Source organism: Ruegeria sp. A3M17, from assembly GCF_003318255.1.
Classification (GTDB): Bacteria; Pseudomonadota; Alphaproteobacteria; order Rhodobacterales; family Rhodobacteraceae; genus Ruegeria.
Genome location: NZ_QOCF01000011.1, coordinates 38594 through 54635 on the forward strand (window position 1 = coordinate 38594; position 16042 = coordinate 54635).

The following is a 16042-nucleotide window of genomic DNA, read 5'->3' on the forward strand; positions in this document are numbered from 1 at the left end:
ACGGTTCATGTCCATTCCCCAGTCCGGCGGCGGACCGATCGAACGCCATGAGCAACTGGCCGAATATCTGGAATCGGGCTGCAAGCCCAAACAGGATTGGCGCATCGGAACCGAACATGAGAAGTTCGGCTATTGCAAAGACACGCTGAAACCGCTGCCCTTTGAGGGTGAGCGTTCCATTCTTGCAGTGCTGCAGGGGTTGCGCGATCTGCACGGCTGGGCCCCGGTGGAAGAGGCCGGCAAGCTGATCGGGCTGGAAAAAGACGGCGCCAATGTCTCGCTGGAACCCGGTGGGCAGTTGGAATTGTCAGGCGCGCCGCTTGAGACCATTCACGAAACCTGTGACGAGGTGAACGCGCATCTGCGTGACGTGAAGGATATCGCTGACAAGATTGGTGTCGGCTTCATCGGCCTTGGTGCTGCGCCAATCTGGACCCATGAGGAAATGCCGCTGATGCCCAAAGGGCGTTACCGGCTGATGAATGACTACATGGAAAAGGTCGGCACCATGGGCCGGTCGATGATGCGCCGGACGTGTACAGTTCAGGTCAATATCGACTTTGGGTCCGAGGCTGACATGGTGCAGAAACTGCGCGTCGCGCTAGCGTTGCAGCCTGTGGCAACCGCACTGTTTGCCAATTCTCCTTTTTTTGAGGGCAAGCCAAACGGTCAGAAAAGCTGGCGCAGCTATATCTGGCGTCATCTGGATGATGCGCGCACCGGTATGCTGCCCTTTGTGTTCGAAGACGGGTTCGGGTTCGAAGCCTGGGTCGAGTACGCCTTGGATGTGCCGATGTATTTCGTCTATCGCGACGGCAAGTATATCGACGCGCTGGGCCAGTCCTTCCGTGACTTTCTGGAAGGCAAACTGCCTGCATTGCCGGGCGAAACGCCGACGTTGTCTGACTGGGCGGATCACCTGACCACAGCCTTCCCCGAGGCGCGGATCAAGAAGTTCATGGAGATGCGCGGGGCCGACGGTGGCCCCTGGCGGCGCCTGTGTGCCTTGCCCGCATTCTGGGTCGGTCTGACCTATGATCAGGGTGCGTTGGATGCGGCCTGGGATCTGGTCAAAGGCTGGGATGCCGAAACGCGCGAAGAGCTGCGGGTGGCCGCGGCCCGGGACGGCCTGCAGGCGCAGGTCGGCGACATCAACATGCACGATCTGGCTGGTGAGGTGGTTTCGATCGCCCAAGCCGGCCTGAAATCCCGCGCCTTTCCCGGTGCAGGTGGGTTGGTACCGGATGAGACGCATTTCCTGAATGCGCTCAAGGACAGTATCGAAACCGGCAAGGTTCCTGCGGATGAATTGCTGGATCACTATAACGGCGACTGGAACGGCGATCTGACCCGGATTTATCCCGATTTCAGTTACTAACCGTCTTTTAGGCCTGTTGCCTTTAGGAGAATTTTTGCCAACTAATTCGATGTGACCTTGCCATGTGGCAGGGTCCTTCGAGTATGATTGGCGGGATATTCCCGAGCGTGATGGCGTCATGGCCCGTATCAGCGAACTGCATTATTCCAATGCCTACGCCGCCCAAAGCGGCGTGTCCGAGTTCCTAGAGGTTGCGCTGAGATCCGATGAGGATCCGGCCAATTTCACTGTGTCCTTCTATCAGGCGAATGGTCAGGTCGGGATCGAAATTCCGCTGGATCACCCGTCGGTTCAGGTCTCGACAGACCCTGATAACAACGAACAGGTCTTTGTGATTTCAGCGGATTTCTTTCCGATCCTGCTGACCGATCCCAATGGCGGTGGCTCTACGAACTATGAAGCCTATGCGCTGACCAATACGTCGACGGATGAGGTCATTGATTTTTACGATATCGGTGGCGGAACCACAGATATCGTCGCCCAAAACGGGTTGGCCGCCGGGGAAACTTCGGAAAATCTTCCGGTTCTTGTGGGGCCTAACCAAACGACAACGACCCTGCAATTCAATCAGCCCAACCCGGACACACTGGTGCATGCGCCGCTCTCGCCCGGCGATTCAGGCGCGCCGTGTTTCGCGGCTGGCACGTTGGTCGACACGCCAGATGGTCCGCGCAGGGTTGAAACTCTGGGGCCGGGTGATCTGGTGCTGACGCAGGACGATGGTGCTTGCATCATTCGTTGGGCCGGTGGCTGCACTGTTTCAGGACGGGGTCGTTTTGCACCCGTTCGCATCCGTTCCGACGCGTTGGGGGCGGAAGGGGACATTTACGTCTCGCCGCAACACCGCCTGCTGGTCTCAGGTTGGCAGGCGCAGCTGCTGTTCGGAGAAGATGAGGTTCTTGTGGCGGCCAAATCAATGGTCAATGACACGACCATCACATCCGCGCCTTGCGACCTTGTCCACTATGTTCATCTGTTCTTTGACCGGCATCAACTGGTGTCGACCTCTGGCCTGATCTCGGAAAGCTTCTTTCCCGGCGCGCAGGGCCTGTCGAGTCTTGATCGCGAAGCCGCGGACGAGCTGTTCGCCCTGTTCCCCGAGCTTTTGGATCAACCGCAAACTTATGGCCCAACCGTTCGCCCGGTCCGGTGCGGCCCACAAGTGGCAATGCTGCGGGCGATCTGATCCGCCCCTCTTGCTTTCGCAGACTGCTGTGATAGCAGAGCTTCAACAGCATTCAGGGAACCGTCATGGACGATCTTAAGGCAAAATATCTGGGTCAGATCGCCGATGCAGGCGAAGAAAACGCGCTCGAAGCGATCCGTGTCGCGGCTGTCGGCAAAAAGGGCGAAGTCGCGCTGAAGATGCGCGAGCTGGGCAAGATGACCCCTGAGGAACGCCAGGTCGCTGGCCCTGCGTTGAATGCCCTGAAGGATGAGATCAACTCGGCCCTGTCCGCCAAGAAAGCCGCTTTGGTCGATGCTGCGCTAGACGAACGTCTGCGCAACGAATGGCTGGACGTCACCTTGCCGACCCGCGCGCGCCGTCAGGGTTCGATCCACCCGGTCAGCCAAGCGACCGAGGAGCTGACCGCGATCTTTGCCGAACTGGGTTTCTCGGTGGCTGAAGGGCCGCGGATTGAGACCGACTGGCACAATTTCGACGCGTTGAACATCCCCAGCCACCACCCCGCGCGGGCCGAGATGGACACGTTCTATATGCACCGCGCCGAGGGCGACAATCGCCCGCCGCACGTGCTGCGCACCCATACCTCGCCAGTCCAGATCCGCTCGATGGAGAAACAGGGCGCGCCGATCCGCATCATTTGTCCGGGCGGCGTGTACCGTGCCGACTATGACCAGACCCACACCCCGATGTTCCATCAGGTCGAAGGGCTGGCCATCGACAAGGACATCTCAATGGCGAACCTGAAATGGGTTCTGGAAGAGTTCGTGAAGGCGTTTTTCGAGGTCGACGATGTCGAGTTGCGCTTCCGCGCCTCGCACTTCCCCTTCACCGAACCGTCGGCCGAGGTCGATATCCGCTGTTCCTGGGATAACGGTCAGCTGAAGATCGGCGAGGGCGACGACTGGATGGAAATTCTGGGTTCGGGCATGGTCCACCCCAAGGTGATCGCTGCCGGTGGGATTGATCCGGACGTCTATCAGGGCTTTGCCTTTGGCATCGGCATCGACCGTCTGGCTATGCTGAAATACGGCATTCCCGATCTGCGGGCATTCTTTGATAGCGACCTGCGCTGGCTGCGCCACTACGGGTTCGCGGCGCTGGATATGCCGAACCTGCATGGTGGTTTGAGCCGTTAATTGTACCTGCTTGGGGTATATCTCTCCAAGTATTACGACTGGTGTTTTGCGTTTTCGGGACGCAATCGCCGGTGGGTGGGGACAGTGCTGCTATTTGGATGGTTCGTGGTCTTTTGCGGCCTCGCGAGTTTTCTTCCCGGTTGGTTGAGCATTCTGATTCTGCTTGCGGCCTCGCCGTTTCAAGGGCTTTTTTTGTTGGCGCATCATCGTGTTTGGGAAATGCGAGATCAGACATTGCGTGATCAACAGTCCCAGTTGTGGAAAACAAAAAAACTCATTGACCGGCTCAAAAAATAGGCGCGGCTTGTCACAGAATCCCACGGGGTTGTGACGTGACACTGAGAGCGGGCTCGTTAAGTTCAGTCGCATGATTTACCGACTGATTTTCCTGTTTCTGCTCATCGCCACCCAAGCCGCCGCCGTGGATACATGCCACGGCGATACCGCCTGTCAGGTCGGCGACCGTTCCTATCATGTGCTTGAACCCGACGGCTGGGACGGCGAAACGCCTCTGCCGGTGTTGCTGCATTTCCATGGCTGGGCACGGCAGGGGACGGTGGTGGTGAACCATGAGCGTATTGCCGGAGCCACAAAGCTGCGCGGCGTGCTGCTGGTGGCGCCCAACGGGTTGGGCAAAAGCTGGGATTTTTGGACTTCGGGCACGCGCGATGTCCCCTTCGCCGACCGGGTGCTTGAGGATGTGGCCAAACGCTATCCGATTGACCCGGAACGCATTTATGTCTCGGGCTATTCCTTTGGTGGTGCGATGGCGTGGCGCTATGTGTGCCAGTCGGGCAATGACACGGCTGCTTTGCTGGCGGTCGCGGGGTCGATCCGTCAAACCGAGCACTGCCCGCAAGCCCCGGCCGAGGTGCGCCATGTGCACGGGACCAGCGACACCGTGATGGATTTCCCCTTTGGGCCGGGCAGGGACACGACCTATCCGGTGGCGCTGTGGCTGCAGAAGTTCGGGTGTGAAACAGCGACGCCGCGCGGGGATTGGAGCGTGGTGCCGATCCTGACGCTCAGCCGGGTGGAATGGACCGATTGCGCACAGGGACAGGTTTCGCTGGATACGCATCCCGGCGGGCACTTCATCCCGCATGGCTGGATCGGACGACAACTGGATGAGCTTTTGGGGCGGGAACCGACCTACCCCTGAACATCTGACTAGCCCGGAATGATCCGAGAATGGAACGGTCCTATGAGAACCCTGCTTTTAAGCGCACTGATCCTTGCCACCACACCTGTTCTGGCGCGCGACACCTATCCGCCGGTTGAGGTGCTGTTGCAGACCGGTAAGTCCGTGATTGGTGAACCGCTGGAATACCCCGAAGGCAAGGCGCAGATAACCATGGCCATCGTGACCATGCAGCCCGGCCAAAAAACCGGCTGGCACCGGCACGAGGCCCCATTGGCGGCTTACATGCTAGAGGGTGAAATCACCGTGGATTACGGGGATGCCGGGACCAAAACCTACAAAACCGGTGATGCGCTGGTTGAGGCATTCCGCTCACCTCATGCAGGCGTGAATTCAGGCGAAGATATCGCGCGGATTCTGGCCGTGTTTGCCGGTGCAGAGGGCGTTTCCAACACGGTCGCGGAAGAGTAGGCGCCCAAGCCCCCCGCACCCTCTTTCCCCTGTCCGCAATATCCGTTACACGCGGTCTGACCCTAGATTTACTGGCGGAAACCGACCGATGAAATTCACTCTTTCCTGGCTGAAAGACCACCTCGACACCGATGCGTCGGTGGATGAGATTGCAGAGACGCTGACCGATCTTGGACTGGAAGTCGAAGAGATCGTGAACCCTGCGGACCGTCTGGCGGGCTTTACGCTGGGCTATGTGAAGCACGCGGAAAAACATCCTGATGCCGACAAGCTGCGTGTTTGCACGGTCGCGACCGACGAGGGCGATCTGCAGATCATCTGCGGCGCGCCCAACGCACGCGAAGGTATCACGGTCGTGGTCTGTAAGCCGGGCATGTATATCCCCGGTCTGGATCTGACGATCAGCGTGGGCAAGATCCGCGGCGTCGAAAGCTTTGGCATGATGGCCTCGGAACGTGAGCTGGAGCTGTCAGAAGAACATGACGGCATCATCGAGCTGCCCTCGGGCGAAGTCGGTGACAAATTCGTCGACTGGTTGGCCCAGAACGAGCCGGCAAAAGTCGATACGATGATCGAGATCGCGATCACGCCGAACCGCCCTGATGCGCTGGGCGTGGCCGGGATCGCTCGCGATCTGGCTGCACGTGGCGTCGGTACGCTGAAAGAACGCGGCTATACACCGGTGCCGGGTGAGTTCGAAAGCCCGATCAAGGTGACGATCGACGAGGATACGCTGGACGGTGCGCCGCATTTCACCGGTCGCCTGATCAAAGGGGTCAAAAACGGCCCCAGCCCGCAATGGCTGCAGGATCAGTTGAAGGCAATTGGCCTGCGTCCGATCTCGGCTTTGGTGGATATCACCAACTACATGACGTTCGACCAGAACCGCCCGCTGCACGTTTTCGATGCGGACAAGGTGCAGGGTAACCTGCGCGTTCACCGTGCCAAAAGCGGCGAAAAGCTGGTTGCGCTTGACGAGAAAGAATACACCCTGAAGCCCGGTATGATGGTGATTTCGGACGATAAGGGCCCGGAGTCGATTGCCGGGATTATGGGCGGTGAGGAAACCGGTTGTACCGAGGACACCGTGAATGTGTTCCTTGAAAGCGCGTTTTGGGATCATGTGCAGATCGCGTTGGCCGGTCGTGCGCTTAAAATCAACTCGGACGCGCGCTATCGGTTCGAACGTGGCGTGGACCCTGAATACACGCTGGAAGGGTTAGAACATGCAACGCAGATGATCCTGGATATCTGCGGTGGCGAAGCCTCGAAAGTGGTCGAAGCTGGCAAGGCACCGGATCACTCGCGCGCCTTCAAGCTGGACGCTGAACGCGTGCAGTCGCTGGTGGGCATGGATATTCCGGAAAGCGAGCAACGCCAGACCCTGACCCGTTTGGGCTTCCGTCTGGAAGGCGAGATGGCGCGTGTCCCCAGCTGGCGTCCTGATATCATGGGCGAAGCTGATTTGGTGGAAGAGGTCGCGCGTATCGCGTCCCTGACCAAATTGCAGGGCAAGCCACTGCCGCGTGTGACGGATGGTATCCCCAAGCCGGTAATGACCCCGACGCAGCGGCGTCAGTCGATGGCGCGTCGCACTTGTGCGGCGCTGGGGTACAATGAATGCGTCAGCTATACGTTCATTGATCAGGCTTCGGCTGCCTTGTTTGGTGGTGGGGATGAAGCGACTCAGTTGGAAAACCCGATCTCGTCCGAGATGAGCCATATGCGTCCAGATTTGCTGCCCGGTCTGCTGCAGGCCGCCGCCCGCAATCAGGCCCGCGGGTATGCTGATGTTGCACTGTTCGAAGTTGGTCCGGTGTTCCATGACGGTGAGCCCGGCGATCAGAAAACCCAGATCACCGGTCTGCTTGTCGGTCGCAACGGCCCCAAGGACGTTCACGGTGCCTCGCGCCCGATTGACGTGTTCGATGCCAAAGCGGATGCCGAGGCCGTGCTGACGGCCATTGGTGCACCCGCCAAGGTGCAGGTCCTGCGCGACGGTGACGCCTGGTGGCATCCGGGTCGTCACGGCAAAATTTGTCTGGGTCCGAAAAAGGTGCTGGGCGTGTTCGGCGAATTGCACCCGCGGGTGTTGCAGGCGATGGATATCAAAGGCCCGGCGATGGCCTTCACCATCTGGCCGGAAGAGGTGCCTCTGCCGCGTAAATCCGGCGCTACCCGTGCCGCGCTTGAACTGCGCGATTTGCAGGCGGTCGAGCGTGACTTTGCATTCGTCGTCGACGAAAGCGTCGAGGCGCTGACACTGGTGAACGCCGCAGCCGGCGCCGACAAGGCGTTGGTCGAGGACGTCCGCGTCTTTGACGAATTCATCGGCGGCAGCCTGGGTGAAGGCAAGAAATCACTGGCCATCACCGTGCGCCTGCAGCCGACGGATGCGACGCTGAAGGAAAAAGACATCGAAGCGGTGGCCGAAAAGATCATCGCCAAGGTTACCAAGGCAACTGGCGGTACTTTACGCGGTTGATTCTTGGCCGCCTCCGGCGGGAGTGTTTTTGAAAAGATGAAGGGGCGGTCGCGCCCTTTCTGTTATTGCGGAGGACGAAAGATGCTGAACGTTTACCTATCTGGCGAAATCCACACCGACTGGCGGGAACAGATCATTGAGGGTGCTCAGGGTCTGGATATCACTTTCAACAGCCCCGTCACCGATCACGCGGCCAGCGACGATTGCGGTGTGGCCATTCTGGGGGCCGAGCCGAACAAGTATTGGCATGACCACAAGGGCGCGATGGTCAACGCGATCCGCACCCGCAAGGGTATTGCGGATGCCGATGTGGTCGTGGTCCGGTTCGGCGAGAAGTACAAACAGTGGAATGCGGCCTTTGATGCGGGCTACGCTGCGGCTTTGGGCAAGTCTTTGATCGTGCTACACGGCGCTGACCACCAGCACGCGCTGAAAGAAGTGGACGCAGCGGCGCTGGCTGTGGCCGAGCACCCGGGCCAAGTGGTTGATGTGCTGCGCTATGTTCTGACGGGCGCCCTGCCAAAATAGCTCACGCTACGTTTTGCTTGCCTGATTTCAGGGCGCTTTCTACCGTCTGATAGGGCAGTAGGGGAGAGCAGCCATGGAATTCGATTATGTCATCGTAGGCGGCGGGTCCGCTGGTTGTGTGATGGCCGCGCGGCTGAGCGAACAACCAGACACAAGCGTTTGCCTGATCGAAGCGGGCGGGGCGGGTGAGGATCTGGTGATCCGGGCTCCGGCCCTGGTGGCGGCCATGGTTTCGGGGCGACCCAAGCTGAACAATTGGGCTTTTCAAACGGTGCGCCAACCCGGGTTGAATGGTCGGAAAGGGTTCCAGCCACGCGGCAAAGCGCTGGGGGGCTCATCGGCGATCAACGCGATGCTTTATGTGCGTGGTCATCCCAGCGACTATGATGAATGGGCGGATTTGGGGTGCGAAGGTTGGGACTGGAAGAGTGCCCTGCCTTACTTCCGCAAGGCCGAGGGCAATGCGCGCGGTGCGGATGATCTCCATGGCGGTGACGGTCCCTTGCGCGTGTCGGACCAGTCTGAGCCGCGTGCCATCTCTCATGCGTTTGTCGAGGCCTGCGGCCAGCAACAAATTCGCGAGACAAAGGATTTCAACGGGCCAGAGCAGGAAGGCGCAGGCCTGTATCAGGTCACGCAGTTCCACGACGGGGCGCATAAGGGTGAACGTTGCTCGGCAGCTGCGGCCTATTTGCGGGGCGTCAAGACGCGACCGAACCTGACAATCATGACAGGGGCAGAAGCCCAGAAGATCCTTTTTGACAAAAAAAGCGCGGCTGGCGTGTTGCTGCGTCAAAAAGGCAAAGAAGTCGAAATTCGCGCCCGCCGGGAAGTCATCCTTTCGGGGGGTGCTTTTGGTTCGCCACAATTGCTGATGTTGTCCGGTATCGGGCCCGAAGACGAGTTGAAACAGCACGGTATTCCTGTTTTGCACGACTTGCCCGGCGTTGGTCAGAATCTGCAGGACCATCTAGACTATGTCCTCAGCTATCATTCGAAACGTAAGGATGTCATCGGGCTGACCCCGGGCGGGTTGTGGAACCTGGCTAAGGCGGGGTTGGACTGGCGCCGCACCGGAGAGGGGCTGTTTGCGACCCCCTTTGCCGAAGGCGGCGCGTTCTTCAAATCCGATCCATCCGTTGCCAAACCGGATCTTCAACTGCACTTTGTTGTCGGAATCGTTGATGACCACATGCGCAAGATTCACTTGCCGCACGGGTATTCGTGCCATGTCTGTGTGTTGCGCCCGTTCAGCAGGGGCAGCGTTGGGATAACCTCGGACCGGGCCGGAGAGCCGCCGCGTATTGATCCGGCTTATCTCAGTGATGACCGCGATCTGGATCTGTTGAAGCGCGGGGCACGTATCATGGAATCAATTCTCGAATCCGAACCGCTGGAACCCTGGCGCAAAAAGCGGCTCTATGCCCATGACGGCAGTGATCAGGCCTTGGAGGCTGATATCCGCAGCCGTGCCGACACGATTTATCACCCGGTGGGCACCTGCAAGATGGGTGTCGACGATATGGCCGTTGTCGATACCGAAGGCCGGGTTCATGGGGTCGAGGGGCTGCGGGTGGTGGACGCATCAGTCATGCCGACTCTGGTCGGCGGAAATACCAATGCGCCCACTATCATGATTGCCGAAAAAATCGCCGAAGCAATCAGTCTCGGGGCGGCGTAATCAGGCCTTTTTGCACCGCGGGTCGTTCCAGGAACCGGTCGAGATAGGCCACCAGATTGGCGTGGTCTTCCCAGCCGACAAGATTGTGGGCATTGTAGAATTCGAGCCCGCGCAACCACGGCGCGATAGCAATATCGGCAATCGAATAGTCTCCGGCAATCCAATCCTGACCTTCAAGCTGTTGGTTCAGAACATTCAACAGTCTCTTGGCCTCGTTCACGTAGCGTTCGCGCGGGCGGGGGTCTTCGATCTCGCTGCCTGCGAATTTGTGAAAATAGCCCAGTTGCCCGAACATCGGACCGATGCCACCCATCTGGAACATCACCCATTGGATCACGCGATATTTGTCGGCTTTGGTCTGACCGAGAAACTTGCCGCTTTTCTCGGCGAGATATATCAGGATCGCTCCGCTTTCGAACAGACCAATGGGCTCTCCGTCCGGACCATTCGGGTCGATGATCGCCGGGATTTTGTTGTTGGGGTTCAACGACAGGAACTCGGGGCTTTTGACATCCGAGTCTGAAAGAGTAACCCGATGGGGTTCATAAGGCAGACCGGTTTCTTCCAGCATGATCGACGCTTTGACACCGTTCGGCGTGGGGAAAGAATAGAGCTGAATCCTGTCGGGAAACTGCGCGGGCCAGCGGGCCGTGATCGGGTGAGAGGCGGTGTCCAGCATGGGGGGCTCCTGTCATGGGTTGCCTGCAATAGGTAGGTACAATTGCCCAGTCTTGCCAGTATCCAGGTCGTGCATACAAGGTCAGGGGCTGTGTACGTGAGAACAACGGGGAAAACCTGCGTATCTCACACCTAGACCGAAGCGCCTTTATGGCCCACTATTCCGCCAACCCCGCGCTGAGAGACGCGGGTTTGCCGTGAATCGAAAGGAGATGCGCGTGGATGAGGTCGTAACACAGGTGGGTGCATTTGCCCCGCTGATCATAAGCGCGGTCAAAGCGCTGGTCGTACTGATCCTTGGATGGATCATAGCTGGTGCCATTGCCGGTGTAGTCCGGCGTCGGATCAATGCGACGCCGAATATTGATCAGACACTTGGGAATTTCGTCGCCAGTCTGGTGAAGTGGGTCATATTGGCCATGGTACTGGTTGCTGTGTTGGGCATCTTTGGCATTCAGGCGACAAGCATCGTCGCCATTCTGGGTGCTGCCTCTCTGGCCATCGGTTTGGCCCTTCAGGGAACGCTGAGCGATCTTGCGGCAGGCGTTATGCTGGTCGTCTTCCGCCCCTACAAGCTGGGTCAGTATGTCGATATCGGTGGCACCGCAGGCACAGTTAAGGATCTGAACCTGTTCACGACCGAACTGGTGACGCCGGATAACGTTCAGATCATCGTTCCGAACGGGCAATCCTGGGGATCGATCATCACGAACTACTCGGCGCATGACACGCGGCGTGTCGATCTGGTGTTTGGCATTGATTACGGTGACAGCGCTGATGAGGCGATGAAGATCATTCTGGATGTGGCAAAGGCCGATGACCGTATCCACAGTGATCCGGAACCTTGGGTGCGTGTGACAAATCTGGGTGACAGCTCGGTCGATTTGACGGCGCGCCTGTGGTGCGCGGCCGTGGACTATTGGGATGTGAAGTTCGACCTGACCAAATCCGTTAAGGAAGCGTTTGACGCCAAAGGTGTTTCGATTCCCTACCCGCATTCGGTGGAAATTCACAAAGAAGGGTAAAACTCCCGCCCGTCGCGCGGGCATTGGAAATGGCCTCCTCCGGTTGGGCCCGGCGCCGCGCTTTTAGCGCGGCGTTTTTTTTGTTGGTGCAAAAGTCGTTCGATCAAAAGAAAAGCGGCGCGCCAAAGGCGCGCCGCCATGCCCAACGCTGCAAAGCAGCCGCTTCAGCGGCTACTTTCAGGGGCGGGAGTGCTTCAGGCGTTGACGATTGCCTCGGGCGAGACAACGTCCAGACCCAGCGCCGTACCAACAGCTTCGTAAGTCAGCTGACCGGCATGGACGTTCAGACCTGCCAGCAAATGCGGATCGTCCTGACATGCTTTCTTCCAGCCTTTACCTGCCAGCGCCAGCAGGAACGGCATGGTCGCATTACCCAATGCGATGGTCGAGGTCCGCGCAACCGCGCCCGGCATGTTGGCGACGCAGTAGTGCATGACGCCGTCCACTTCATAGATCGGGTCAGCATGGGTGGTGGCTTTGGAGGTTTCAAAGCAGCCGCCCTGGTCGATCGCAACGTCAACCAGAACCGCACCGGGTTTCATGGTGGACAGCTGCGCGCGCGAGATCAGCTTGGGTGCCGCAGCGCCGGGGATCAAAACCGCACCAATGACCATGTCGGCTTCCTGGATCAGCTCGGCCGTGGCACCAGCGGTCGAGTACTGGCTTTTGAATGTGCCGCCAAAGACGTCGTCGAGGTAACGCAGGCGTGGCAGAGACCGGTCCAGAACGGTGACATCAGCGCCCATGCCGGCCGCGATCTTGGCTGCGTGCGTGCCAACAACGCCGCCGCCGATCACGATGACTTTGGCCGGGCCAACGCCGGGAACGCCACCCATCAGAACACCGCGGCCGCCATTGGCCTTTTGCAGGGTCCACGAACCAACCTGAGGTGCCAGACGACCGGCAACTTCGGACATCGGCGCCAGCAGCGGCAGGCCGCCTTTGGAATCGGTTACGGTCTCATAGGCAATCGCGGTGCAGCCCGACGCCAGCAGGTCGTGGGTCTGGTCCGGATCGGGTGCCAGGTGCAGGTAGGTGAACAGCAGCTGGCCTTCACGCAGCATCTTGCGCTCAACCGCCTGAGGCTCTTTGACCTTTACGATCATGTCCGCGGTCGCAAAAACTTCTTCTGCGGTGTCGACGATGCGCGCACCTGCGGCGACGTACGAGTCGTTGTCAAAGCCGGAACCCATGCCGGCATTGGTTTCAATGATGACCTCGTGGCCGCGCGCAACAGCTTCTTGCGCAGCGTTGGGGGTCATGCCAACACGGAATTCCTGGGGTTTGATTTCCTTGGGGCAACCGATTTTCATTTCTCGCTCCTCCATTCATAAACTGCCCAAATTATGTGCAATTCGGGATGCAATTTCTGTGAAACTCTGCCTGTCATTTGGGTTTTCTTTGCGAGAATCTTCGGTATTATTGGAATTTATTGCAAAGGACTTGCGCGTATGAGCCTCGATACGACTGATAGAAAGATTCTGGCCGCCCTGCAGCGAAACGGCAGGATGTCGAATGCCGAGCTGTCAGATCAGGTGAATCTGTCGCCGTCGGCGTGTCATCGGCGTGTCCAACGGCTTGAGGCCGAAGGGTACATTCGAAACTATGTGGCGTTGCTGGATGCACGCAAGATGAACGTCCCGACCACCGTGTTTGTCGAGATCACGTTGCAGGGCCAGGCCGAAGAGCTTTTGGACGCGTTCGAAAAAGCGGTGGCGCGCATTCCGGATGTGCTGGAGTGTCATCTTATGGCGGGGACGGCGGACTATATTCTGAAGGTTGTCGCCGAGAACACCGAGGATTTTGCCCGAATTCACCGTCAGTACCTGTCGCGTTTGCCCGGCGTGGCGCAAATGCAAAGCTCATTTGCGTTGCGCACTGTGTTCAAGACGACGGCCTTGCCGGTGTGACTGTCAGGCTGGGGTCGGGTAGGTGAACAGGATCAGATGCACGGCATTGAAGCCGAAATGCATCATAACGGGCACCCACAACCGACCGGTCGCATAAAATCCCAAGCCACAGGCCGCACCAAGAATCGCGGCATAAGCGACCAGGGCCGGACCCCCGGCAAAATGTGCCAGACCAAAGAGAAGGCTGGCCAGAGATACGCCAAGCGCTGCACCAAGTTTGGAAGCAATAAGCGACTGCAGGTACCCGCGGAAAAAAGCCTCTTCCGTCAGGCAGGTCAGAAACAGATTCGACAATGCAAAAATCAGCCACCAGGGCGGCAGGCCGAGCTCTGGCCGGATGGCCTGCACGGCCAGCCCAACGGCGAAGAGGGCGGGCAAGGTCGCAAGGCCCACCAGAAGCAGAGTTCTCCGGACAGGTCTCGCTGATTTGGTCATTCCCGGCCAGGCCAGCAGAACCGCGAACAGCACCATTGGCTTGTCCAGGTTCAAGTACATGGAAAACGCCGAACTGTCCGGCCCGGCGTAGACCCGGTCCAGCACCAGCAGGTTTTGAAATCCGGGCACCAGATGCGCGCCCAATGCAAGACACCAGCCGATCAACATGACGTGGCCAACCGCCGCGCCGGTACCCGTGAGATGGTTCAGGGTCGAAGCACCCAGCAATCCGGCTGCAACAATTCCAATAGCCAAAGGCGTGACCAGCCCCAGGACGAGGGCGGCAAGACCAAACACCAACAGCAGCGTCAGGCCAAGTTGCCGCCGGCCCGAGGCCGCACTGACCATGCCGGCGGTTAGTATGAACCAGGGCCATATCAATGGCAGAAGGGATACAAAATGCGCCACGGCTCTCTCATGTATTCAGGTGCGTATTGATGCCGTCGGACAACCCCAAATGGCAAGGCCGTGCAAGGGTCAGCCTGTGCTTAACGGCTGGCGTTGCGTCAAATCAGACGCTTGTATCTAGGCGCAGGTCGGTTCAATTATAGGAATGACCGAACGTCTGCCTGTTTTACGGCCCCGCACCAACTTGAAATTGAACCGGCGCGGAGCGTTCATCAATTATTTCTGATGACATCAGGCGGTCACACTCTCTGGGTATGGTCGGAACCCGTTGACTGATAAGGAGCAGATCTTGGCTTACCAAAACAATGATGCCCCAAAAGACTGGCTGGAAGCCGAGCTCGAAGACACGCTGGATGAAGATCTCGAAATCGAATTCAGCGAGCCGATGCTGTCGATGGAAGTTCGTAAGATCTATAAGGAACAGCATCCTGACATGCTGGACCGCAAGGTCTATTTCCAGAACCTGCTGCGATTGCAGGCCGAACTGATCAGGGTTCAGGATTGGGTTCAACACACGGGCGCCAAAGTGTGCATCCTGTTCGAAGGTCGCGACAGTGCCGGTAAAGGGGGGGTAATCAAGCGGATTACCCAGCGCCTGAACCCGCGCGTTGCGCGTGTGGTCGCGTTGCCCGCGCCTAGTCGCAGGGAACAAAGCCAATGGTATTTCCAACGCTACGTGCCGCATCTGCCCGCGGCTGGCGAAATCGTTTTGTTCGATCGGTCCTGGTACAACCGTGCGGGCGTCGAACGGGTCATGGGTTTTGCCAGTGAAGATCAGGTCAAACAGTTCTTTCAAGACGTTCCCGAATTCGAACGGATGCTGGTCCGGTCGGGGATCATCCTGCTGAAATACTGGTTCTCGATCACCGACGAAGAACAGCAGTTGCGATTCCTGATGCGCATTCACGATCCGATGAAGCAGTGGAAGCTGTCGCCGATGGATCTGGAATCGCGCATTCGGTGGGAATCCTACACCAAGGCCAAAGAGGACATGTTGTTCCGCACGAACATTCCCGAAGCGCCCTGGTACATCGTCGAAGGCAACGACAAAAAGCGCGAACGCCTGAATTGTATCGAACACCTGCTGACCAAGATCCCGTATTCGGATGTGCCGCAGGAAAAGGTCGATCTGCCGGATCGAAAGTATAACCCGGAATATGAACGCCGGATTTTGCCAGACGATCTGTATGTTCCAAAGGTCTATTGAACTATTGAAGTAGAAATTAGTGCGAGGCAGGTTCGCCCCCGCCTCGCACCGTGGTATCCGTTAAGCGGCGTCCATCATGCAGTCGAAATCATAATAGTTGAACACAAAGACATCACCTGAATTGTCGCCGGCCATGTCAGAGCAAGTCTCAACATCGTCGACAGGATTGTCACCGCCGGTCATCACCATATCGAAATCGTCGGTTTCGGGTTCCGCATCGGCATAGTCCGTTTCGTTCCAATCAAACTGGTCGAACTGCGCCTGAATCGATTGGACGAATGCCCGGATCTCGGCAAGAAACTCCTGAACGTCAAAACAGGCGACTTCTTCCGGTTCTTCGGTTCCGGGTGTCGGTTCCTCGGGTTCGGTA

14 protein-coding genes and 1 pseudogene are annotated in these 16042 nt (G+C 58.3%); 11 read left to right on the top strand and 4 right to left on the bottom strand.

Annotated elements, in window-relative coordinates:
• Positions 1 to 7: 7 nt before the first annotated feature.
• The 8 genes from DS906_RS06290 (at position 8) to DS906_RS06330 (ending at position 10009) form a co-directional block, all read left to right on the top strand.
• A complete protein-coding gene (locus DS906_RS06290) occupies positions 8 to 1378 on the top strand; it encodes a glutamate--cysteine ligase (RefSeq protein WP_113789369.1) in 1371 nt (456 codons plus the stop codon).
• 64 nt (positions 1379 to 1442) lie between these two features.
• Positions 1443 to 2564 carry a Hint domain-containing protein gene (locus tag DS906_RS06295; protein WP_233494705.1) on the top strand — a complete coding sequence of 374 codons (1122 nt, stop codon included), beginning with the start codon at positions 1443 to 1445 and terminating at the stop codon, positions 2562 to 2564.
• A 65-nt stretch (positions 2565 to 2629) separates the two neighbouring features.
• Positions 2630 to 3703, top strand: coding sequence for a phenylalanine--tRNA ligase subunit alpha (gene pheS, locus DS906_RS06300; RefSeq protein ID WP_113789370.1), 1074 nt, complete (start codon positions 2630 to 2632; stop codon positions 3701 to 3703).
• Between the two features lie 367 nt (positions 3704 to 4070).
• Positions 4071 to 4865, top strand: coding sequence for a PHB depolymerase family esterase (locus tag DS906_RS06310; RefSeq protein WP_113789372.1), 795 nt, complete (start codon positions 4071 to 4073; stop codon positions 4863 to 4865).
• 42 nt (positions 4866 to 4907) lie between these two features.
• On the top strand, positions 4908 to 5315 hold the full coding sequence (locus DS906_RS06315; RefSeq protein ID WP_158541290.1) for a cupin domain-containing protein: 408 nt from the start codon (positions 4908 to 4910) through the stop codon (positions 5313 to 5315).
• 88 nt (positions 5316 to 5403) lie between these two features.
• Positions 5404 to 7800: a phenylalanine--tRNA ligase subunit beta gene (gene pheT / locus DS906_RS06320; protein WP_113789374.1), complete on the top strand. Its 2397-nt coding sequence runs from the start codon at positions 5404 to 5406 to the stop codon at positions 7798 to 7800.
• Between the two features lie 81 nt (positions 7801 to 7881).
• Complete coding sequence (locus DS906_RS06325) at positions 7882 to 8328, top strand: YtoQ family protein (protein WP_113789375.1); 447 nt, start codon at positions 7882 to 7884, stop codon at positions 8326 to 8328.
• A gap of 73 nt (positions 8329 to 8401) precedes the next feature.
• Positions 8402 to 10009: a GMC family oxidoreductase gene (locus DS906_RS06330; protein WP_113789376.1), complete on the top strand. Its 1608-nt coding sequence runs from the start codon at positions 8402 to 8404 to the stop codon at positions 10007 to 10009.
• Here DS906_RS06330 and DS906_RS06335 read toward each other — a convergent pair.
• Complete coding sequence (locus DS906_RS06335; protein ID WP_113789377.1) at positions 9990 to 10688, bottom strand: glutathione S-transferase family protein; 699 nt, start codon at positions 10686 to 10688, stop codon at positions 9990 to 9992. The genes DS906_RS06330 and DS906_RS06335 overlap by 20 nt on opposite strands.
• A 211-nt stretch (positions 10689 to 10899) precedes the next feature.
• Between DS906_RS06335 and DS906_RS06340 the strand changes: the two genes are divergently transcribed.
• On the top strand, positions 10900 to 11712 hold the full coding sequence (locus DS906_RS06340) for a mechanosensitive ion channel family protein (RefSeq protein WP_369934201.1): 813 nt from the start codon (positions 10900 to 10902) through the stop codon (positions 11710 to 11712).
• A gap of 194 nt (positions 11713 to 11906) precedes the next feature.
• Here DS906_RS06340 and ald read toward each other — a convergent pair whose 3' ends face one another.
• Positions 11907 to 13025: an alanine dehydrogenase gene (gene ald, locus DS906_RS06345; RefSeq protein WP_108860695.1), complete on the bottom strand. Its 1119-nt coding sequence runs from the start codon at positions 13023 to 13025 to the stop codon at positions 11907 to 11909.
• A gap of 138 nt (positions 13026 to 13163) precedes the next feature.
• Here ald and DS906_RS06350 point away from each other — a divergent pair, with 138 nt between their 5' ends.
• Positions 13164 to 13622 carry an Lrp/AsnC family transcriptional regulator gene (locus tag DS906_RS06350; RefSeq protein WP_058278916.1) on the top strand — a complete coding sequence of 153 codons (459 nt, stop codon included), beginning with the start codon at positions 13164 to 13166 and terminating at the stop codon, positions 13620 to 13622.
• A gap of 3 nt (positions 13623 to 13625) precedes the next feature.
• Here the strand turns inward: DS906_RS06350 and DS906_RS06355 are convergent, their stop codons facing one another.
• Positions 13626 to 14465 (bottom strand): CPBP family intramembrane glutamic endopeptidase, encoded by an 840-nt coding sequence (locus DS906_RS06355; protein ID WP_199528494.1) that lies wholly within the window; start codon positions 14463 to 14465, stop codon positions 13626 to 13628.
• A gap of 289 nt (positions 14466 to 14754) precedes the next feature.
• Here DS906_RS06355 and ppk2 point away from each other — a divergent pair, with 289 nt between their 5' ends.
• Positions 14755 to 15672 (top strand): polyphosphate kinase 2, encoded by a 918-nt coding sequence (ppk2, locus tag DS906_RS06360; RefSeq protein ID WP_113789385.1) that lies wholly within the window; start codon positions 14755 to 14757, stop codon positions 15670 to 15672.
• A 60-nt stretch (positions 15673 to 15732) separates the two neighbouring features.
• On the opposite strand, the pseudogene DS906_RS22150 reads toward ppk2, so the two are convergent.
• A pseudogene (locus DS906_RS22150) lies at positions 15733 to 16042 on the bottom strand (hypothetical protein); the annotation flags it as partial.

Excerpts from the sequence above, each read along its gene's own strand:
- DS906_RS06290 (WP_113789369.1), top strand. The coding sequence starts at position 8 with ATGTCCATTCCCCAGTCCGGCGGCGGACCGATCGAACGCCATGAGCAA.
- pheS (WP_113789370.1), top strand. The coding sequence starts at position 2,630 with ATGGACGATCTTAAGGCAAAATATCTGGGTCAGATCGCCGATGCAGGC.
- DS906_RS06310 (WP_113789372.1), top strand. The coding sequence starts at position 4,071 with ATGATTTACCGACTGATTTTCCTGTTTCTGCTCATCGCCACCCAAGCC.
- DS906_RS06315 (WP_158541290.1), top strand. The coding sequence starts at position 4,908 with ATGAGAACCCTGCTTTTAAGCGCACTGATCCTTGCCACCACACCTGTT.
- pheT (WP_113789374.1), top strand. The coding sequence starts at position 5,404 with ATGAAATTCACTCTTTCCTGGCTGAAAGACCACCTCGACACCGATGCG.
- DS906_RS06325 (WP_113789375.1), top strand. The coding sequence starts at position 7,882 with ATGCTGAACGTTTACCTATCTGGCGAAATCCACACCGACTGGCGGGAA.
- DS906_RS06330 (WP_113789376.1), top strand. The coding sequence starts at position 8,402 with ATGGAATTCGATTATGTCATCGTAGGCGGCGGGTCCGCTGGTTGTGTG.
- DS906_RS06335 (WP_113789377.1), bottom strand. The coding sequence starts at position 10,688 with ATGCTGGACACCGCCTCTCACCCGATCACGGCCCGCTGGCCCGCGCAG.
- DS906_RS06340 (WP_369934201.1), top strand. The coding sequence starts at position 10,900 with ATGCGCGTGGATGAGGTCGTAACACAGGTGGGTGCATTTGCCCCGCTG.
- ald (WP_108860695.1), bottom strand. The coding sequence starts at position 13,025 with ATGAAAATCGGTTGCCCCAAGGAAATCAAACCCCAGGAATTCCGTGTT.
- DS906_RS06350 (WP_058278916.1), top strand. The coding sequence starts at position 13,164 with ATGAGCCTCGATACGACTGATAGAAAGATTCTGGCCGCCCTGCAGCGA.